The sequence below is a fragment of the Streptomyces longisporus genome, from assembly GCF_039532765.1.
GTDB classification, from domain to species: domain Bacteria; phylum Actinomycetota; class Actinomycetes; order Streptomycetales; family Streptomycetaceae; genus Streptomyces; species Streptomyces longisporus.
In genome coordinates, this window is sequence record NZ_BAAASG010000007.1 from 799,561 (window position 1) to 822,960 (window position 23,400).

Annotated in this window: 1 protein-coding gene; it reads left to right on the forward strand. The window is 71.2% G+C overall.

What is annotated here, in order from left to right; translation table 11 throughout:
* The gene (locus tag ABD355_RS15240) at window positions 1-23,400 is read left to right on the forward strand and encodes an SDR family NAD(P)-dependent oxidoreductase (protein ID WP_344400809.1); all 23,400 of its coding nucleotides are present in this window, start codon (window positions 1-3) and stop codon (window positions 23,398-23,400) included.

The following is a 23,400-nucleotide window of genomic DNA, read 5'->3' on the forward strand; positions in this document are numbered from 1 at the left end:
ATGTCGCAGTATGTCCCCATAGCTGTCATCGGCATGGCGTGCCGATTTCCCGGGGCGGACGACCACCGCCAATTCTGGGACGTCATCAGGAACGACCGGTCGCACATCGGTGAAGTCCCACAGGCCCGGTGGGACATGGGGAGAGGCGAGTCGGCGGAGGCCTGCGGCGAAGCTGCGGGGCGCCCTCCCGGCAGATGGGCCGGGCTGATCGACGATGTGGATGCCTTCGACGCACAGTTCTTCCGGCTCTCCCCGCTGGAGGCGGAGAGCACCGACCCGCAGCAGCGGATCATGATGGAACTCGCCTGGTCCTGTCTCGAGGACGCCGCCGTCGTGCCCAGCACGCTCTCCGGGCGCGATGTGGGTGTGTTCATCGGCTCGTTCAACCTGGACTACAAGGAGCTTCAGGAGAGGCAGCTGCGCGAGGTCGCGGCGCACCACTCCACGGGAACGATCGGCGCCGTCATCGCCAACCGGGTCTCCCACTTCTTCGACTTCCACGGCCCCAGCGTCGTCGTCGACACGGCGTCGTCCGCCTCCCTTCACGCCCTCCACCTGGCGGTCCAGTCCCTGCAGCAAGGCGAGTGCTCACTCGCGCTCGCCGGCGGGATCAACCTCGTACTGACCCCGGCTCGGCACACCTCCTTCGCCAAGACCGGCATGCTGTCGCCCACCGGCTCGTGCCATCCCTTCGACGAACGAGCCGACGGCTATGTGCGGGGCGAGGGCGGCGGCACCGTCCTGCTCAAGCCCCTCGCGGACGCCGTGCGCGACGGTGACCGCATCCACGGCGTCATCAAGGGCAGCGCCGTGAACCACAGCGGCAGGACACGCACCCTGACCTATCCCAGCGACGACGCGCAGGCGCAGGTCGTCGCGGACGCCGTCATCCGGGCAGGCGTCTCCCCCGGGACCATCGGATACGTCGAGGCGCACGGCACAGGGACGCCGACCGGCGATCCGGTGGAGATCGAGGGGCTGGTGGAGGGCTTCCGCAGAGCGCGCGGTGAGACAGCGGACCCGGGTGAGCACAACTACTGCGGGCTGGGCTCGGTCAAGCCCAACATCGGCCACCTCGAAGCCGCCGCCGGGATCGCCGGCCTGATCAAGGTGCTGCTCGCGCTGGAGCACCGGCAGCTGCCCGCTCTGCGGGACTTCCAGCGGCTGAACCCGCGCATCGACCTGGACGGCACACCCTTCCACATCGTCGACCGGCTGTGTGAGTGGAAATCGCCGCGGTCGCGGGCCGGTGAACCGCTGCCTCGTCGCGCCAGCGTCAGCTCCTTCGGCATCGGCGGCACCAACGCCCACGTCGTGCTCGAAGAGGCGCCGAGCACCGCACCGGCCGATCCACAGGACCGCCACGCGTACCTCGTCTGCCTGTCCGCCAGAACCGGCACCGCGCTCCGGCGGCGGATCAGCGATATACGGGAATGGCTCGACGGCGACGGTGCCCGGGCCCACCTGAACGACCTCAGTGCCACGCTGCTCCTGGGCCGGGAACACCTCGACCGCCGGACCGCGTTGGTCGTGCGCGACCGTGACGATCTCCGGGCGAAACTGACACTGCTGCTCGACACCGGGCGAGCCGACGACTGCTTCCACGAGCCGGCAGGCACGCACTCGGACAGCGAGCCGGCCGGAGCACCGCGGTCCGCCGACGAGATCGAGTTCGACCTCGGCACCGATCTTCCTGCCGCCGAGTACCGGGAGCGGCTGCTGGGCCTGGCCGAGTCCTTCGCCGAAGGACACGACCACCGGTGGGAGGCCCTGTTCGCGTCGTTCCCGGGACGGCGACTCGGGCTGCCGACCTACGCGTTCGACCGGCACCGTTTCTGGATCACACCGGACGCCGCAGAGGAGAACGCGCCCACCGGGACGCCGGCGTCCGCGACGGGCGAGGAGCCGGAGGGCGCGATCAAGCAGGAGGGGCTCGTGTCGGACAAGACCGCGCGAACACACCGAGGGGAGCGGACGGACACCGACGTCCGGGAGCGTGTCGAGGCGGATCTCCGGAGCCTCGTCAGCGGCGTACTGAAGCTCGCGGCCGACGAGATCCATCCGCGGGACCGGCTGTCCGACCTCGGGTGCGACTCGGTCGGCAACACGCAGCTCGCCCTTCGGCTGAGCGAGCACTACGGCATCGACGTCGCGCCGTCGCTCTTCTACGGATACTTCACCCTGGAGATGCTCAGGGACCGTCTCCTCGAGGCGCAGTACGCCGACGTCGTGGTGGGGAAGTACGCGGCCGCCGGCGAGAACACCGTCGACGAGACGGCCGCCGTCGAGGGAGAGGCGTCCACCCTGCCACGGGACGGGTCAGCCCCTGCGTCCCGCCCCGCGACGCCTCCCGGAGCGGATGCCGGGGATGACGGCGACCACCGAATAGCCGTCATCGGTATGAGCGGCCGCTTTCCACAGGCCCGAACGGTTGACGAGTTCTGGCAGTTGCTCTCCGAGGGCCGGGAGGCCGTGACGCCGATCCCCGCGCACCGGCTGGGCAACTGGGCCGGTGTCGCCGGCGCGCCGGAGGTCAGGGGCGGATGGTTACCCGGCGAAGCCGAGTTCGATCCGCTCTTCTTCGAGATCTCCCCCAAGGAAGCAGAGCAGATGGATCCGCGGCAGCGTCTGCTGCTGCAGGAGTCCTGGCGGGCCCTGGAGGACGCCGGATACGGGCCGAAGCACCTCCGCGACAACACCATGGGCATGTTCGTCGGCGCCGAACAGAGCGACTACCCGGGTCTGGCCGGGGACGAACAGACGTTGACCTCCGGCCACGACGGGATCCTGGCCGCGCGACTCAGCTACTTCCTCGACTTCTCCGGGCCGGTGCTGACCGTCAACACGGCTTGCTCGGCCGGCCTGGCAGCCGTGCACCAGGCGTGCCTGAGCCTGCGCAGCGGTGAGTGCGACACCGCCGTCGCCGCGGGCGTCAGCCTGTTGGCCGGGCCTCAGTTCTACGAGCACGCCACCCAGGCCGGGATGCTGTCACCCGACGGGGTCTGCTACGCCTTCGACAAGCGTGCCAACGGCATGGTGATGGGCGAGGCGATCGCCGCTGTCGTGCTGAAGCCGCTGGCTAAGGCCCTCGCCGAGGGTGACCGGATACACGCGGTCATCACGGCCAGCGGCCTCAACCACGACGGCCGGACCAACGGCATCACCGCGCCCAGCCAGACCGCACAGGTCGCTCTGCTCGACTCCGTGTACCAGCGGTTCGACATCGAACCGGCCGACATCGAGCACGTGATCGCCCACGGCACGGGCACCCGGCTGGGTGACCCCATCGAGGTGAACGCGCTGACCGAGGCGTTCGGCCGGCGCACCGACAAGACCGAGTACTGCGCCCTGACCTCGGTCAAGACGAACGTCGGGCACACCCTGGCCGCCTCGGGCGTGGTCAGCCTGATCGCCCTGGTGCAGGCCATGCGGCATCGGACGGTGCCCGCGAGTCTGCACTCCGAGCAGGAGAGCGAGTACATCGACTGGACGCGCAGCCCGTTCCGTGTCAACAAGGAGGCCCGGCCCTGGCCGGCCCGGCCGGGCCGGGAACGGATGGGTGCCGTCAGCTCCTTCGGCATCAGCGGGACGAACGTCCACGTCGTGGTGGAGAGCCACGGCGACGGATCTGCCGAGCCTCCGGCCGTCTCCCGGCCGTCGTACCTGCTCGCGCTGTCGGCGAAGACGAAGGAGGCGCTCCGGACGCGGGTGGCGGATCTGCTCGCCTTCCTCCGGGCCGGTGGAGCCGATGACGTCGGGCTCGGGCGGATCAGCAGCACCCTGCTCGCTGGGCGGCACCACTTCGCGCACCGCTGTGCGCTGGTCGCGGAAACCTCCCAGGACGCCGAGCGGCTGCTGCAGCAGGTTCTCGACGGCAAGAAGGACCCTCAGGTGTTCCGCGGGCTGCCCGGGAGGGACTTCCGCCCGCAGAACGCGCTCACCGAGTACGGGAACGAGCTGATAGGACGGGTCCGCGCGGGAGACCGGGACGCCCGGTACCGGGACGCGGTCCGGGCCCTGGCCGACCTCTACTGTCAGGGTTATGAGCTGGCCTGGGAGAACCTTTTCGGCGACCGGCCGCTCCCGTGCGTGTCGCTGCCCGGCTACCCCTTCGCCCGCGAGACCTACTGGGCCGACTCGGCGAGGCCCGGCCGCGCTGAGCTGCCGAACACCCTTCTCGCGTCCGCCGCGCTGCACCCGCTGCTGGACAGCAATGTCTCCACACTCCGGTCGCAGCGTTTCGCCAAACGTCTGTCGGCGAGCGAGTTCTTCCTGCGCGACCACGTCGTGGACGGCAAGACCCTGCTGCCCGGAGTGGCCCACATGGAGATGGCGTACACGGCTTCACGGCTGGCCACCGGGTCCGACAGCGTCACCCTGCGCGGCATCATCTGGGGCCGTCCGATCGTCATGGACGATGCGACCCGCACCGTGCACATCGAGTTGACTCCGCTCGGACAGGACGCGCTGGAGTTCGTCATCCACGACGGGACCGAGGGAGAACGTACGGTCTTCTCCCAGGGCCGGGCCGACTACGCCGCCGACCGGCCCACGCTGCCGCGTGGCGCGATCGACATCCCCGCGATCAAGGCACGGTGCACGACCCGCCGTGAGAACGCCGAGATCTTCGCGAGCCTTCGGGAACTGGGGTTCGGGTACGGCGAGACCTTCCAGGCCATGGAGACGCTGTACTGCGGCGAGACCGAGGCGTTGGCCCGGATCGTGCTGGGCGACGGCCTCGAAGAGGACTATCCCGGCTTCACCCTGCATCCGTCGCTGTTCGATGCCGCGCTCAACGCGCTGCGCGGCATCGGGGAGCAGGACGGCGTGTTGCGCATTCCGTTCAGCCTGGAAGAGCTCGTCGTCTTCGCGCCGATTCCGCGGCAGTCCTACTGCCATGCCACCGTCCACCGGATCGCTCGTGACGGCACGATGAGTGTCGACCTCGCGATCTGCGACGACAGCGGCATCGAGTGCGTCCGTCTCACCGGCCTGGTGTTCAAGGAGTTCATGGCCGACAAGGGCGAGCGACTGCACTACTACGTGCCGTGCTGGACCGATGCCGACACCGACGCGGGCTCTGCCCGCGAGCCTGAGTCCCCGGTCGCCGGGCCCACCCTGCTCATCCTCGACGACGAGGACACCCGCGCCAGCCGACTCGGGTCGACGTACCCGGGCCGCGTCGTGCGCGTGCGGAACGGAAGCGCGTTCCAGGAGTCGGGACCGGACCTGTTCACCGTGGACCGCCGCAGTGCCGAGGATTTCAACCGGCTTCTGCGGACCCTGGGCGAACGTGACCTGTCACCGCGGGCGATCGTCAACTTCTGGCCGCTGACCCCGGACCCGTCCGACCTCACGATCGAGCTGGAGGGCCTGCTGCACCTGTTCCGGTCCGTGCACCGGGCCGGAACCGGGCAGGAGGTCCAGTACCTTTCCGTGCTGCCGGACCGGGCCGGGCCGCAGCGGGCGGCAGCGGAGTCGCTTCTGGGCTTCGGCCGGGCCATGACGGCGGTCGACCACCTCTTCCGGGTGGGAAGCCTCCAGGTCGCCGACGCGGGGGACGCGGACGCCGTCGTCGGCAGCGTGCTGCGTGAGCTCGGCCGGGCGGAGGGCGCCACCGCGCGAGGCTGGCACGAGGTCCGGCATGCCGACGGCGTCCGCTCGGAGCGGGTGCTGCGGCCGTGGACCGCCCAAGCGCGCAGCGGTGCCTCCGAGCTGCCTCTCAAGGAGGCCGGCGTCTACCTGCTCAGCGGTGGCGCCGGGGCCCTGGGGCTGCACCTGGGCAGGTACCTCGCCCGGGAGTGCCGGGCGCGGCTCGTCCTGCTCGGCCGCCGGGAGCCGGACGCCTCGCTGCAGGAGGAGTTCGCCGCACTGGAGGCCGCCGGCGCCGAGGTCCTCTACCTCGCCTGTGACGTGGCCGACCGCGACGGTGTGAGCACGGCCCTCGACGCGGCGCGGGAACGATTCGGCCGTCTGGACGGCGTCTTCCACGGCGCGGGCGTCATGGGCGGTACGGGCGTCCTGGATGCGGACTGGGCCGAATTCGAGGGGGTCCTGGCGCCGAAGACGCACGGGACCGTCCATCTGGACGAACTGACCGCCGAGGACCCCCTCGACTTCTTCCTCGTGTTCTCGTCCATCGCCGCCTACGTCGGCGACTTCGGACAGGGAAGCTACGCCGCCGCCAACCGGTTCCTCGACGGCTATGTCCGGCACCGGGAGGAGTTGCGGGCGCAGGGCCTGCGGCACGGCAGGAGCGTGTCGGTCAACTGGCCGTACTGGGACGAGGGCGGCATGCTCGGCGAGCTCGCCGAGGACGGCCCGGCGAAGACCCTGTACCACGACCACTCGGGTATGCGAGGGCTGCGGACCGAGGAGGGTATCGGGGCGCTGCTGGAGATCCTGATGTCCGACGAGACCCAGGTCGTCGTGACGAAGGGCGAGCGTCGGAAGATCGAAAAGGTCCTGCGGGTCGCGGGGGCCGAGCCGGCCGGTTTCGAACGGGCCGGGGCCGGACGGCCCGGTACCGAGCCGGAGCCGGTGAGCGTGAACGAGCCCACGGCCGTCGCGAAGGGCGTGGAACAGGCGCTGGTGGCGGACACAGGTGAGATGTTCACCCGGACGGTCGAGTATCTGAGGGACCGGTTGGCGCAGGTCTTCCACATTCCGAAGGGGCGGATCGACGCCGCCGCGGAGCTGGGGGAGTACGGCATCGAGTCCATCCAGATCATGGAGCTGATGCGGCTTCTGACGAAGGACTTCGACTCGCTTCCGGGAACGCTGTTCTTCGAGTACCGCACGATCCAGGAACTGGCGGAGTACTTCACCGAGTACCAGGCGGCACGCCTGACCGAGCTTCTGGGACCGGCGCGATCCACCGCGGCGGCTCCGGAGGCGCCGGCGAGCGCGCCCGCGGCCGCCGTGCCCTCCCGGCCGGTCACGCCGCAGAGCCGGTTCGCGGAGGTGAGGACCGGCGCCGCGGACCCCGGCGAGGCACCGTCGGCGACGAAGGCGAACGGCCGGGCCGCGGGACGCCCGCGTGACGTGGCGATCATCGGCATGAGCGGCCGGTACCCGAAGTCGCGGAATCTGGACGAGTTCTGGAAGGTGCTGGAGCGCGGCCAGGACTGCATCGAGGAGATCCCGCCGCACCGGTGGGACAAGGACCTGTACTACGCGGCCGAGAAGACCCCCGGCAAGAGTTCCAGCAAGTGGGGCGGCTTCATCGACGGCGCCGAGAACTTCGACGCGCTGTTCTTCAACATGTCGGCGAACCAGGCCGCGCTGACCGATCCCCAGACCCGGCTGTTCCTCCAGTCCGCCTGGGAAGCGATGGAGGACGCCGGGTACACACGCAAGTCCCTCAGCCCCGACAAGGCCCGCAAGGTCGGTGTCTATCTCGGCATGATGTGGAACGAGTACCAGCTGTACAGCGGCGAGGACGTCGTCCTGTCCGACCGCGCCGCCGCATCCAACGCCGTCTCCTACTTCTTCGACCTGCACGGGCAGAGCCTGACCGTCGACACCGCCTGCTCCTCGTCGCTCTACGCGATCGCCATGGCGGTCGAGAGCATCCGGAACGGCTCCTCGTCGCTCGCGTTCGCCGGCGGCGCGAACCTGTCGCTGCACCCCAACAAGTACGTCTCGCTCAGCCAGATGAACTTCTTCTCCGAGGACGGACGCTGCCGCTCGTTCGGCGAGGGCGGCACCGGCTACGTACCCGGCGAGGGCGTCGGCTGCGTCCTGCTCAAGCCGTTCGACCAGGCGGTGCAGGACGGGGACCACATCCACGGTGTGATCCGCGGCGTCGCCACGGTGCACGGCGGCAAGACGAACGGCATGACCGTGCCCAACCCGCTGGCGCAGGCGGACATGGTCGCCGCCGCGCTGGCGGACGCCGGGCTCTCGGCCGAGGACATCAGCTACGTGGAGGGTCACGGCACGGGCACCGCCCTCGGCGACCCGATCGAGATCACCGGTCTGACCCGGGCGTTCCGCAAGCACACCGACAGGAAGCAGTACTGTCCGATCGGTTCGGTGAAATCCAACATCGGCCACCTCGAGGGCGCGGCCGGCGTCGTCGCCGTCACCAAGGTCCTGCTCCAGATGCGGCACGGGATGCTCGTGCCCTCCCTCCATTCCGAGCAGTTGAACTCGTACATCGACTTTCCGAACTCGCCCTTCTACGTACAGCGCGAGCTGAAACCGTGGGAGCGGCCCACCCGGACGGTCGACGGGGTGCAGCGGACCCTGCCCCGGATCGCCGGCGTCTCGTCGTTCGGCGCGCACGGTGCCATCGCGCACGTGATCATCGAGGAGTACCAGCCCGGTCCCGAGCGGCCCGCACGTCCGGCCCGGGTCCCGCGTCCGGAGCTGCTGGTGCTGTCGGCGAAGGACGACGAGCGGCTGCGGGAGAAGGCCCAGGCACTGCTGACGTGGCTGGCCGAGGCCGGCCAGGACGCCGATCCGGCGGACATCGCCTACACCCTCCAGGTGGGCCGCGAGGCCATGGAGGAACGCCTGGCCCTGATCGCCGACGGGCGGGACGCGCTGCGCGAGCGACTGCGCGCGTTCCTCGACGGCGAGCAGGAGACCGCGAACGTCTTCCGCGGGAGCGTGCGGCAGAACAAGGACGCCGTCGCTCTCCTCGAAGCCGACGAGGAGATGCGGGGCCTGGTGCAGCAGTGGCTCGCCCAGGGCCGGCACGACAAGCTGGCCAACGTCTGGGTGAAGGGCCTGGCCCTCGACTGGACGTCCCTCGGCCGCGACACCGAGCCGCTCCGCATCTCCCTGCCGACGTACCCGTTCGTCCAGGAACGCCACTGGCTCGACGCGCCTCCCGCGCTCACGCTCCAGCCGCCGCGGACGGGGGCCCCGGCCGAGCCCGCGGCGACCGGCGCCGCGGCGCCCCCGGACCGGTCCGCCGAGGAACGGACCCGGCCTCTGGCCTTCGTGGAGGACTGGGAGCCCGCGCCCCTGGCCGCGGGCACCGAGCGTGCGCCGCGGGGCATCGTCTTCCTGTGCACCGGAGAGGAGCGGCAGGAGGCGATCGCGCGGGCCGCACGGGAACTCGACCCCGGCCTCCACACGGTCTTCGTCGGGCACGCAGACACCTGTCGGAAGACACACCCTGACCGCTACGAGGTCCGTCGCGGTTCGGCCGAGGACTACCTGGAAGCCTTCCGGGACATCGCGGCCGGCCCCGCTCCGGTGGACGCGGTCGTCAGCATGGAGGCGCTCGAACCCGGCGGCGCCGACGGCGACTTCGGTGACGTCGTCCTCACGGTCCAGGCCATCGCCGGCTCCGGGCTCGACGTACGCCGCTGCATGGTGGCCGGGCTCTACAGCGACGGCCGGGAGCGCGCTCTGCTGGAGGCGCACCTGGGCTTCGAGCGCTCGCTGGGCATGGTGATGCCGAAGCTGTCCGTGGTGGCCGTGCTCCAGGACGCCGCCGACCCGTCGCGGCCGGCGGACACCGCCGCCTGGCTGACGAGGCTGGTCGCAGAGCTGCGTCAGGAGCGGGTGGTCAGCGCGCTGTACCACTCGGGCGGGCGCTTCGTGAGCCGCGTCCGTGAGGCAACGCTGGACGAGAACCGCTCCGGCGCCCTCCGGCACGGTGGCACCTACCTGATCACCGGCGGCTGCGGCGGGCTGGGGATGATCGTGGCCCGGCACCTCGCGGAGCACTACGCGGCGAATCTCGTCCTGACCGGCCGCTCCCCGTTGGACGAGACACGCCGGGAGGCCCTGCGCAGCCTCGCCGCCGGGCAGCGGGTGCTGTACGTCCAGGCGGACAGCTGTGACGCGGACGCCATGAAGCAGGCCGTGACACAGGCGCGCGAGCGCTTCGGTGCACTGCACGGCGTCATCCACGCGGCCGGTGTCCAGGGGCAGGGCAGCGTCCTGGAGAAGGATCCGCGTTCCTTCGAGGACGTCCTCGGCCCCAAGATCCGGGGAACGCTGACACTGGACGAGGTGCTGGTCGGCGAAGAGCTGGACCTGGTCTGCTATTTCTCCTCCACCGCCGCCGTCATCGGCGACTTCGGCACCTGCGACTACGCGGTCGGCAACCGCTTCCAGATGTCCTATGCCCGGCACCGTGACGCCCAGGTGCGGGCGGGCCGCTTGTCCGGACGGACCGTGGTCGTCAACTGGCCGCTGTGGCGCGAGGGTGGCATGGGCTTCGACCACGACACCACCACGATGCTGCTGAAGTCGAGCGGTCAGGACTTCCTGGAGACGGCGGACGGCATCGCCCTGTTCGAGCTCCTGCTGTCCCAGCAGGCCGCCCAGCACATGATTCTGGTCGGCAGACCGAGCCGGGTGTCCCGCTTTCTGGGACTGACATCCCCCGCCGACGTCCCCGCACCACCGGGCACCGGCGCGGCCGCGGTCCCCCCGGTCCGCCCCACCGGCGCGGGCTGGTCGGCCCCGGAGCCGGCCCCTGACGTCGAGGAACGCCTGGCACACGACCTGCGGCGGATCGTCAGCCACGCGGTCGGCCTGTCCCCGGACAGGCTCTACGAGGACGACAACCTCGCCGACTACGGCTTCGATTCGGTGAGTCTGGCCGGACTGGCCACTGCTCTGGGCGACCATTGGAGCGTCGAGGTCACGCCGGCCCTCTTCTACAGCCGTTCCACGCTGCGGAAACTGCGGGAGTACTTCGCCACCGAGCACAAGGAGCTCCTGGCGGCGTTCTACCTCGACCAGGGCGTCGGCGGCGCCACGGCAGCAGAGCCCGCACCCCCGCGGGACGAGGTGACCGCCGTCGGCCGGCCGCGTGCCGGCGCCGAGCCCGTCCGGGGCGCCGCCGGAACCCCGGACGCGGACCTCGGCACCGGGAAGCCGCGTACGGAGGACCAGGACGACGACGCCATCGCGGTCATCGGCATGAGCGGGCGGTTCCCCGGCGCAGACAACCCCTCCGAGTTGTGGTCGGTCCTCGCGGAGGGACGCGAGGCCGTCAGCCCTGTCTCCCACGAGCGCCTCGACCTGTGGGGCGAGCCGCACGACAGCCCCTTCGGCGCGTTCCGCGTCGGCCAGGTGTCCGGCCCGGACGAGTTCGACCCGCTGTTCTTCGAGATATCCCCGAACGAGGCGCGCAGTCTGGACCCGCGCCAGCGCCTGCTCCTCCAGGAATCGTGGCGCGCCCTCGAGGACGCGGGCTGGACGCCCGCGTCGACCCGCAGGATCGGCATGTTCGTGGGAGTCGAGCAGGGGGACTACGACACCCCGGACCCCGAGGCGGGCAGCGTCACCGCCAACCACGACGGCATCCTTGCCGCACGCCTGTCCTACCTGCTCGACCTGAGCGGTCCCGTGATGGCCATCAACACGGCCTGCTCGTCGGGGCTGGTCGCCGCTCACCAGGCATGCGCGAGCATCCGCGGCGGCGAATCCGACGTCGCCCTGGCCGCGGGCGTCAGCCTGATCACCACCTCACAGCTGCTGACCCGGACCCGGCAGGCGGGCATGCTGTCCGAGGACGGCGTCACCTACGCCTTCGACAGGCGCGCGAACGGGATGGTGCTCAGCGAAGCCGTCGCCGTCGTGGTGCTGAAGCGGCTCTCGGCGGCGGTGGCCGACGGCGACCGGATCCACGGCGTCATCCGCGCCAGCGGCATCAACTACGACGGCAGGTCCAACGGCATCACCGCCCCGAACGGCGACGCCCAGGTCGCGCTGCTCCGCGACACCTACCGGCGGCATGGCATCGACCCGGCCGACATCGAGTACGTGGTCGCCCACGGCACCGGCACGCGGCTCGGCGACCCCGTCGAGGTAAACGCGCTCAACGACGTCTTCCGGGGCTTCACCGACAAGAGGCGGTACTGCGCTCTGACGTCCGTGAAGCCCAACGTCGGCCACACGCTCGCTGCCTCCGGGCTCGTCAGCCTCATCGGGGTCCTGCAGGCCATGCGCCACGAGACGATCCCCGGATCCCTGAACTGCGTGCAGGAGAACGAGTACATCGACTGGAAGGACAGCCCGTTCTTCGTCAACAAGACGAGCCGGGCGTGGCCTCGGGCCGCCGGGCGCCGGAGGATCGCCGCGATCAGCTCCTTCGGCATGAGCGGCACCAACGCGCACATGGTGGTCGAGAGTCCCCCGGCGGACGGAGAGAGCGAGGTCACGCAGATGCCCGCCCACCTGCTGGCCCTGTCGGCCAAGTCCGAGGAGTCGCTGCGACAGCGTGTCGCCGATCTGATCGACTTCCTGGAGGACCCCGGGCAGCCGCACGCTCTGCCGGACATCGCCGCGACACTGCTGGACGGGAGGCCTCACTTCCGGCACCGCTGCGCCGTCGTGGCCCGCGACGCCGCCGAGGCGGTGCGCCTGCTGCGCTCGTGGGCCTCGGACGAGGACGACCCCGACGTCCTCACCGGCGAAGTGCCCAAGGACTTCACGCCGAACGACGCAGCCCGGCGGGCCGGGGACCGGCTGCTGGAGGAGGCGGCCGGACCGCACCACGACGGCGCCGGTCTCCGGGACGCGCTGCGCGCCCTGGCGAGGGCCTACTGCCAGGGGTTCGACCTGGCGTGGAACCGGCTGTTCGGCGGCCGGCGCACCGCGCCGGTCACGCTGCCCGGCTACCCCTTCGCCAAGAAGCGCCTGTGGCGGCAGGACACCAAGCGGCCGGCGCCGGGCGGGGTGTTCACGGCCGTAGCCGGCCGAGCCGCCGGCACGGGAGGCCGGTTCGTCACGACGCTCACCGGGTCGGAGTCCTTCCTGCGCGACCATGTCGTGGCCGGGGAGAAGATCCTGCCGGGCGTCGCCCATCTGGAGCTGGTCCGGGCCGCCCACGCCACGCAGCACAACGTACCGACGGTCGCCGTCACCTTCCGCGACGTCGTGTGGCTGCGGCCCGTCAGGGGCGAGGACACCCCGCTCGATCTCCACGTCGAGCTGGAACCGGACGGCGTCGCGGGGACCCGCTACCGCGTCCTGGCGCCGGGAGCCGACGGCCCCGTCGTGCACAGCCAGGGGCGCATCGAGCCCGGTGACGGGTCCGCGGCGCGGCCACGGCTCGACCTCGCGGCCCTGCGGACCGAATGCGGCCGCTACGAGACGACCGCCGGCGAGATGTACCTCGCCTACCGGCGTCAGGGCATCGCGTACGGGCCCTCCTTCCAGGGAGTCAGGCGACTGCTCGTGGGAGACGCCCAGGTCCTCGCCGAACTCGCGCTGCCCGAGGCGCCCGAGTACCGCCCGGGCGGACAGGTGCTGCCTCCGGGGCTGCTGGACGCGGCACTGCAGTCCTCCGCGAGCCTGAGGCGCGGCGGCGGCCTCCATCTTCCGTACGCCGTCGCAGCGGTGGAGATCCTCGGCCCCTGCGAACCGGTCATGTGGGCGTGGCTCAGGAGCACCACGGAGAGCGGCGACGCCTTCGACGTCGACCTGTGCGACGCGCACGGCGAGGTCCGCGTGCGGTTCAGGAGCTTCCGCACCCGGCCCCTGCCCACCGGGGCCGAGGCGCCGCCGGCGGCGGAACGGCCCGCCGTCGGGAGCCCGGTGCTCCTCGAGCCGCGCTGGGAGCCCGCCCCCCTTCCGCAGGCGGACGGCGACGGCCCGCTGGGACGGATGCTGCTGGTCGGCACGGACCCGGACGAGCTGGGCTCCCTCCTCACCGGGCGCGGGGAGGACGTGGACGCCCTGCTGCTGCGCGCCGACGACACCGTCGACGGCCTGCGGGAGCGACTCGCGCGCGGCGGACACTACGACGGCGTCGTCTGGGTCGCGAGCGGCGGTGCGACGGTGCTCCCGGAGAGCGAGGACCTGATCACCCGTCAGGAGGAGGGCGTGTACGCCGGGTTCCGTCTGGCCAAGGCGCTGCTGGCACTCGGCTACGACAAGCGGGACCTGGAGTGGACCGCCCTCACCGTACGCAGCCAGGGCGTCGTCGACACCGACCGCGTCGACCCGACGCACGCCGGCGTGCACGGCCTGCTGGGGTCGCTGGCGAAGGAGAACCCGCGGTGGCGGATGCGCCTCGCCGATGTGGAGGCGGTGCGGGACGACGTGCTGAGGCAGGCGCTGCGCCTGCCGGTGGAGCCGTCCGGCGACAGCTGGGCCAACCGCGGTGGAAACTGGTTCAGGCAGACCCTGGTACCGGTGGCGTTCGACGCGCTCCCCGCCGAGGCGGTGCCGTACCGGCGCGACCGGGTCTACGTGGTCATCGGCGGCGCCGGCGGACTCGGCGCGGTCTGGACCGAGCACGTCGTACGCACCTACGGGGCGCAGGTGGTCTGGATCGGCCGCCGCGCCGAGGACGAGGCCATCCGGGCCAGGATCGACGCACTGTCCCAGCTGGGACCCGCCCCCTGGTACCTGCAGGCCGACGCCACGGACAGGGAGGCGCTGGCGGACGCCGCAGCGCGGATCAGGGCTCGCTTCCCCGAGATCAACGGCGTCGTCCACTCGGCGCTCGTGCTGCTCGACCAGAGCGTGGCCAGGATGCCGGAGGAGCGTTTCCGGGCCGCCGTGCGCGCGAAGGTGGACATCAGTGTCCGCATCGCACAGGTCTTCGCCGACGAGCCGCTGGATTTCGTGCTGTTCTTCTCCTCGACCAACTCGTTCCAGCGCTCCGCGGGACAGAGCAACTACGTGTGCGGCTGCGTCTTCAAGGACGCGTTCGCACGGCTGTGGCGGCAGAGCCGTCCCACCACCGTCAAGGTGATGAACTGGGGCTACTGGGGCACCGTCGGCGTCGTCGCCTCATCCGGGTATCAGCGGCGGATGGAGCGCAGCGGCATCGGCTCCATCGAACCCGCCGAAGGCATGGCCGCGCTGGACCTCCTGCTCTGCGGGCCGTACCACCAACTCGCCGTGGAGAAGACCACCGCCCCGCGGCCGGCCGGTGACGGCACCCGCCCCACCGATTCCGAAGGCCCGGACGACCGGCTGCTGCAGCGCGTGCTCGCGGACTCCGGCAGCGCTCGGGGCTTCGACGACGCTCTGCTGTGCGAACTGCTCCTGCTGCAGTTGCAGACGCTGGGGATGAACCGCGCCGCCGGCTCCGTCGCCGACCTGCGAGCCGCCTTGGCACCGGGTGGCGGCTACGACCGCTGGCTCGGGGAAAGCCTGCGCATCCTGGCCGAGCACGGCTACCTGGAGGCGGGCACCGAGCGCTACACGCCTACGGACAGGGCACGTCTCGACGGCGCCGACGTGTGGCGGCGCTGGGAGGCGGTGTGCCGGGAGAGCGACGGCACCAACCCCTACGTCAACCTGCTGGAGCCGGTGATCCGCGAGCTGCCCGAGGTCCTCTCGGGCCGACGGCGCGCGACCGACGTGATCTTCCCCCGATCGTCGATGAGTCTGGTACGAGGTGTGTACCGGGACTGCGAGAGCGCCACGGCGCTGAACGAGCTCGTGGCGGAGGCGGTGGCCGCCCGCGTCGAGGTCCTGCTCGCCCGCGACCCCGCCCACCGCGTCCGCGTCTTCGAGATCGGTTCCGGCACCGGAGGCACCAGCGAGAAGGTGCTGCGCCGGTTGGCGCAGTACCGCGACAACATGGCGGAGTACTGCTACACCGACGTCTCCCAGTACTTCCTGCGCAACGGACGGCAGGAGTTCGGCGCCGACCATCCGTATCTGCGGTTCGAGCTGTTCGACGCGGAGCGCGCCCCCGCGGAGCAGGGGTTGGACGAGGGCGGTTACGACATCGTCATCGCCACCAACGTCCTGCACGCGACCCGCGACGTCCGGGCGGCGGCGAGGCACACGCGGGCGCTGCTGGGCGCGGACGGCACGCTCGTCCTCAACGAACTGGCGACGCGCACCCCGTTCCTGCACCTGACCTTCGGGCTGCTCGACGGCTGGTGGCGCTACGAGGACACCGAACTGCGCATACCGGGCTGCCCCGGGCTGGCTCCCGAAACCTGGCAGCAGGTGCTGCTGGAGTCGGGCTTCGCCGCTGTGTCCTTCCCCCTCGACGCCATGCACGAGGCAGGCCACCAGATCGTCGTGGCCCACGCCGGCGAGCGGACCGGCGCGCACGCCCCCGCACCGATGGGTGCGGACGACGCGCGGGAGCGGGTGCGGTCCGTGATCGTCGAGCGGCTCCAGACGTCTCTGGGGCTGGATCGCCGGGAGATATCCGAGGAGGACTCCTTCGCCGACTACGGTGTGGACTCCATTCTCGGCGTCGAGCTCACGCAGCTGCTCAGCACCGATCTGGGCATCTCACTCTCGGTCACGGATCTCTTCGATCACAGCTCGGTGCGCGCGCTCGCCGGCTATGTGGTGGAGCACCACCTCGACGCGTCGTCAGCACTCCTGGCCGCCCCGACACCAGTAGCGGCCCCGATACCCGCGGCCCCGGTGCCCGTTCCCGAAACGCCGGTCCTGCCCGCCCCGGTGACCGTGCCCGCCGCGACCGGCACGCCGAGGCCGGCCATGACCGCCACCGTCCCCGACCCCGACCCCGCCGAGCCCGTCGCCGTCATCGGCATGAGCGGAAGGTTCGGCACGGCCAAGGACACCGATCAGCTGTGGCAGCATCTCGCCGAGGGCCGCAGCCTGGTCGGCGAGATCTCCCGCTGGGACATGTCGGCTCTGGTTGCGCCCGGCGCGCCCCATCCCCGGTACGCCTCGCTGATGGACGACATCGACCGGTTCGACCCGCTGTTCTTCCAGATATCCGGCCTCGAAGCCACCTACATGGACCCCCAGCAGCGGATCGTGCTGGAGGAGGCGTGGAAGGCGCTGGAGGACGCCGGCTACGCGGGCGACGCCATCCGCGGCCGGTCCTGCGGCGTCTACATCGGCACCCAGGTCAGCGACTACCTGCCCGGCTCCAGCGCGGACGCCCCCGCCCAGGCCATGTGGGGCAACGCCGAGGCGATCATCCCGGCACGCCTCTCCTATCTCCTCGACCTGCAGGGTCCCGCCATCGCCGTCGAGACCGCCTGCTCCGGATCGCTCGTCGCCCTCCACCTCGCGTGCCAGGCTCTGCGCACGGGGGAGGTCGAGACGGCCCTGGTCGGCGGGGTGTCCGTGCAGTGCGCACCCGACTACTACCTGAACGCCCACAAGGCCGGGATGCTCTCGGAGACCGGTCAGTGCCATTCCTTCGCCGCGGGCGCGGACGGCTTCGTCCCCGGCGAGGGCGTCGGCGTCGTCATGCTCAAGCGGCTGCGAGACGCCCTCGCCGACGGTGACCACATCCACGGCGTGATCCGCGGTTCGGGCATCAACCAGGACGGGACGTCCAACGGCATCACGGCGCCGAGCGCCAAGTCGCAGGAGCGGCTGGAGCGCCAGGTGTACGACACCTTCGGCATCGACCCCGCCGGCATCCAGCTGGTCGAGGCACACGGCACCGGTACCCAGCTCGGCGACCCGATCGAGTTCCAGGCGCTGACCCGCGCGTTCCGTCACTACACCGACCGACGCGAGTACTGCGCCATCGGCTCGGTCAAGACCAACATCGGGCATGCCGCGCCGGCCTCGGGGATGGCAGGGCTCATCAAGATCCTGCTCGCCCTGCGCCACCGCGAGCTGCCGCGCAGCCTCCACTTCGACAGGGGGAACCCCCACATCGACTTCGAGGGCAGCCCGTTCTACGTCAACACGGTGCATCGCCCCTGGACGGCGGAGCCGGGCCGGCCGCGGCGCGCGGCGCTCAGCTCCTTCGGGTTCAGTGGTACCAACGCCCATGTGGTGGTCGAGGAAGCTCCCGACCTGCCGCCCCGCGACACCGTGCCCGTCCAGGACCACCTCGTGGTGCTGTCAGCCCTGTCCTCGGAGCAGTTGCGGACGCAGGCGGAACGGCTGGTGGAGCACCTGCGTCGCCACCCGGACACCGACCTGGGCGACATCGGCTCGACCCTGGTGCGGGGCCGGCGGCACTGCCCCGTCCGGCTGGCGTGCGTGGCCCGCGACACCGCCCACCTGGTGACGCTTCTGGGCCGGTGGCTCGTGGACGGAGGGGAAGCGGAGGTGCGCACCGCCGACCTCACGGAGAACGCGGTGAGTCCGCAGCCCGCTCTGGAGCAGTACGGCGACAGCTGCCTGCGGAAGTGCGCCGAGGGCGCCACAGGAACGGCTCGCCGGGAGCACCTGGAAGCCGTATCCGCCCTCTACCTGCAGGGTTACCAGCTGCGCTACGAGCGGCTCTTCGAGGGCGGAACCTACCGTCGTGTCCCCCTGCCGACCTACCCCTTCCAGCGGCAGCGCCACTGGCTGCCCTCGGAAGACGGGTCACGTCCCACAACCCCCGCACGGTCGGCCGACCGCACTCTCGCGCAGGGTCCTCGGGCCGACGCGGCCCACCTGGCGCTGGCGCCGGTCTGGATCGAGGAACAGGCACCCGAGCCCGGCCCCGGCACATCCGTCCCGAGCGGCATCGTCGTCGTGGGCGGCAGCGCCGCGGAGCGGGCCGCCCTGGCCGCCGAGTGCCCCGACGCCCACTTCCTCGCCGACGGCTCGGCGAGCACGGCATCACTCACCGAGCAGTTGCGGGGTGTGGGCAGGGTCCGCGACCTCGTATGGATCTCCCCGGCGGACGCGGCCGCCGAGCCCGGAGAGCTGCTGGGGCGCACCGCCGTCGGAGTGGAAGCGTTCTTCCGGCTGGTCAAGGCGCTGTTCGAGCTGGGCTACGGCGCCGAGGAGCTGACGTGGACGGTGGTGACACGCCAGACCCAGCCCGTGCGGCCGGGCGAGTCGGTGCTGCCCGCCGACGCGGCGGTGCTCGGCCTGGCCGAGGTCATGGCCAAGGAACTGCCCAACTGGAGCGTGGGCTCCTTCGACCTGGGCCGGTCCGACGAGCTCCCCGCCGGCACTCTGCTCGCGGCCGGGGCCACGACCGTGCGGGCCCTGCGTGACGGCCAGTGGTTCCGTCGCGGCCTGTACCGGGTGGAGCTGCCGGCACCGGCCCGTTCCCCGTACAAGGAGGGCGGGGTGTACGTCGTCCTGGGCGGAGCGGGCGGCATCGGCCGCCTGTGGAGCGAGGACATGATCCGGCGCTACCGGGCGCAGGTCGTGTGGATCGGCCGCCGGGAGAAGGACGCCGTCATCCAGGCGGAGATCGACCGACTGGCCGCTCTCGGGCGGGCGCCGTGGTACGTCCGGGCGGACGCCGCCGACAGGGAATCCCTGCGGGGCGCCTACGCCCGGATCCAGGAGCGGTTCGGCACCGTCCACGGCGTGGTGCAGTCCGTCTTCGGCCTGGTGGACCAGAGCCTGCCCAACACCACCGAGCAGCAGTTCCGGCAGGGGCTGAGCGCGAAGATCGACGCCAGTGTGTCCATGGCGGAGGTCTTCGACGCCGAGGGACTCGACTTCATGCTCTTCTTCTCCTCGATCGCGTCGGTCAACCCGGCCATGGGCTACTGCAGTTACGTGGCCGGCAACGCCTTCGAGGACGCCCTGGCCCGTCGGCTCTCCGGAGCACGCCGGTACGCCGTGAAGGTGGTCAACTGGGGCTACTGGGGCGCCGTCGGCAGCGCACTCGACGTTCCGGAGCACGTCCGTGAGCGCATCTACCGGCGCGAGGGCCTCGGCGACATCGACCCCGCGCTGGCGATGGACGCGGTCGAGCGGCTGCTGGCCGCCCCCCTCGAGCAGATCGCCTACCTCAACACCAGCCGGCCCGAGCGGTTCGACGGCTACACCGACCGCGAGGCGATCCGCGTGCTGGACCCGGCGGAGCTCCGCAGCGATCCGCTCGCCCCGCTGCTGCCCTCGCGCCAGGACCAGCTGCGGACCGTGGAGGCCCGGGCCAAGTCCAAGCTGCGGACGCTGGACGAGCTGCTTCTGCGGCTGCTGTGGTGCACGCTGCACGGGCGTGGCTGGCTCGGGACGGGCACCGTCGACGCGGACTCCTTCCGGCAGGCCGGCGGCATCCTCGGGAAGTACGACCGCTGGGCGTCGGAGACCCTGACGCTGTTCGCCCGACAGGGCTGGCTCGTGGCGGCGGGATCAGAGGGCTCCTACCGTGCCGTCCCCGACGCCGTCGATCCGGACGCCACCGCCGCCGAGTGGGAACGCAACCGGCGCGCGTGGCTCGCGGACCCCGAACTGCGCGCGTCCGTCGACCTGGTCTGCACGACGCTGCGCGCGCTGCCGGACATCCTCACCGGCGCCGTCCCCGCCGTCGACGTGATCTTCCCCGGCTCCTCACTGGACCTGGTCGAGGGGATCTACAAGCGGAACATGATCGCGGACTACTTCAACGACGTCGTCGGTGACTGTGTCGTGGCGCTCATCGAGAGCAGGCTCGCGCACGATCCCGAAGCCCGGATACGCATCCTGGAGATCGGTGCCGGAACGGGTGGCACCACCGCCACGGTCATGCGCCGGCTCGAGCCGTACCGGCAGCACGTCGGCGAGTACTGCTACACCGATCTCTCCAAGGCGTTCCTCATCCACGGCCGACGGGAGTTCGGCGCGCACCGTCCGTTCCTGCGCTGCGAGATCTTCGACGCCGGCCGGCCCGTCACCGAGCAGGGATTCGACGAGGGCGGGTACGACCTGGTCATCGCGACCAACGTGCTGCACGCCACCGAGGAGATCCGTGCGTCCCTGCGCAACAGCAAGGCGCTGCTGAGGTCCGGCGGCGCCCTGGTCGTCAACGAGATCGACGGCTACACCGTCTTCGGCACGCTGACGTTCGCGCTGTTGGACGGCTGGTGGCCACAGGACACGGATCTGCGTGAACCCGGGGGGCCGGGCCTGCGGCCCGAGACGTGGCAGTCGGTGCTGGAGCGGGAGGGCTTCAAGGGCGTCGAGTTCCCCGCGCGGGACGCACACCCGCTCGGCCAGCAGGTGGTCGTCGGCTTCAGCGACGGGGTGATCCGCCGGACCGGCGGCGAACCGTTGCGTTCCGTGACCGAGCCCCTCGCCGGGCAGCTCTCCGAGCCGGTCCCCGTGCCGGTCCCGGAACCGGTCCCCGGACCGTCCTCGGCCGGCTCCCGGTCGGTGGGGCCGGCCGGTGCGCCCCGGGTGGACGGTGCAGTACTCGGCGACGCCGTGCGCACCTATCTCAAGGAGCTGGTCGCTCGGACCCTCCTGATCCCGGCCGAATCCATCGACGCCCGTGAGCAGTTGTCCGCCTACGGCATCGACTCCATCCTCATCCTCCAGCTGCTGACCGCCCTCAAGAAGGATCTGGGGGAGACGAGCAGCACCCTGTTCTTCGAGTACCGCACCATCGAGGCGCTGACGGAGTACTTCGTCACCGAGCGCGGCGAGTCCGTGGCCCGCGCCCTCGGAGTGAGCCCCGACCCGGCCGCCGAACAGAAAACGGCGTCGGCCGTCCCGCGGGCCGTCGTCCCGGACACGCAGGCCCCGGCAGGGCCCGCTCCGACGCCGGGCCCCGGCCGCACACAGGCTCGTCCGGCACCGCGGTCAGGGCGCACCGGTGGCGTCGCGATCGTGGGCATGAGCGCGCGCTTCCCCCAGGCCGAGACGCTCGACGCGTTCTGGTCGGTGCTGCGCGAGGGCCGGAACACCGTCACGGAGATCCCCGCCGACCGGTGGGCACTCGACGGCTTCTACGAGCCCGACAAGGAGGAAGCCGTCGCGAAGGGCAGGAGCTACAGCAAGTGGGGCGCCTTCCTCGACGGGTTCGCCGACTTCGACCCGCTGTTCTTCGAGATGACTCCGAACGACGCCCTGGAGATCGACCCGCAGGAGCGGCTGTTCCTCCAGGAGGCGTGGCGGGCGTTCGAGAACGCCGGCTACACGCGAAGCCGCCTCGAGCGGGAACACCGGTCCAGCGTCGGTGTCTTCGTGGGGATCACCCGTGCCGGACACAACCTCTACGGCCCCGAGCGCTGGCGCCGCGGCGACACCGCCCGGCCCTACACCTCCTTCGGGTCGGCAGCCAACCGCGTCTCGTTCAAGCTGAACCTCAACGGTCCGAGCATGCCCATCGACACGATGTGCTCCTCCTCGATGACGGCGCTCCACGAGGCGTGCGAGCACCTCTTCCGCGGCGACTGCGAACTGGCGGTGGCAGGAGGCGTGAACCTCTATCTGCATCCGTCGAGCTACATCAGCCTGTGCGGTCTGCAGATGCTCGCCGACGGGGACGAGTGCCGCAGCTTCGGCGCCGGCGGCAACGGCTTCGTGCCGGGAGAGGGCGTCGGCGCGCTTGTCCTCAAGCGGCTGGAGGACGCCGAGCGGGACGGCGACCACATCCACGCCGTCATCCGCGGCACCAGCATCAACCACGGCGGCACGACGAACGGTTACACCGTGCCGAATCCGGTCGCACAGGGCCGGGTCGTGCGGGACGCGCTCGACCGTGCGGGCGTCGACGCGCGCACGATCAGCTACGTCGAGGCGCACGGCACCGGAACCGTGCTGGGCGACCCGATCGAGATCAACGGCCTGACCCGGGCGTTCTCCCAGGACACCCAGGATGTGCAGTACTGCGCGATCGGCTCCGTCAAGAGCAACATCGGGCACGCCGAGGCGGCCGCCGGGATCGCGGGCGTGTTCAAGGCCGTTCTGCAGATGCAGCACGGTGAGCTCGTCCCCAGCCTGCACGCCGACGAGGTCAACCCGCACATCGAGTTCGACGAAACGCCGTTCGTCGTCCAGCGCGAGGGCGCGGAGTGGAAGCGGCCGGTCGTCACCGTCGACGGCGTCAGCACAGAGGTGCCGCGCAGGGCGGGCGTCTCGTCCTTCGGCGCGGGCGGCTCCAACGCCCACGTGGTGATCGAGGAGTACGTCCCCGACCAGCCGGCTCCCGGGGCCGACCGGGCCTGCGAGCCGGCCGTGGTCGTCCTGTCCGCCAAGGACGAGGAGCGGCTGCGGGAGCAGGCGAGCGCTCTGCTGGACTGGCTCCCGGAAGCCGAGCGGAGGGGGGCGACGCCGGCCGATGTCGCCTATACCCTCCAGGTCGGACGCGAGGCCATGAGCGAGCGTCTGGGCACGGTCGTCAGCTCGTTCGACGAACTGCGGGACCGACTGCGGGCCTTCCTGGACCAGCCCGACGGCGGCGCCGCCGGTCTGCACCGCGGTCGTGCGGCACGCTCCGACCGCGCGCTGACCGCGCTGACCGCCGACGCCGACATGAGCGCGGTCGTCGGGACGTGGCTGGCCAAGGCCGCGTACGCCAAGGTGCTCGACCTGTGGGTGAACGGCTTCGAGCTGGACTGGGGCAGCCTCCATCCGGCCGGGGCGGCGCGCATAGTCCCGCTGCCCACATATCCCTTCGCCCGGGAGCGGTATTGGATCGCGGAGCGGCCGCTCGACGTCCGGCTCCCCGAGAGCCACACCGACGCCGTGGACGGGGAGCCGGAGAACTGCCCGCCGGATCCGCTGATCGACGATCTCCTCGACGAGGTGGTGAACGGCTCTCTCGGCGTCGAAGCCGCCGCCGAGAACATCCGACGGTCCGTCCTCGACGGCACCGGCGTGAACACCGACAACGAGGGGCGCTGA

Coding starts and splice junctions, on each gene's coding strand:
- ABD355_RS15240 (WP_344400809.1), top strand. CDS start 1: ATGTCGCAGTATGTCCCCATAGCTGTCATCGGCATGGCGTGCCGATTT.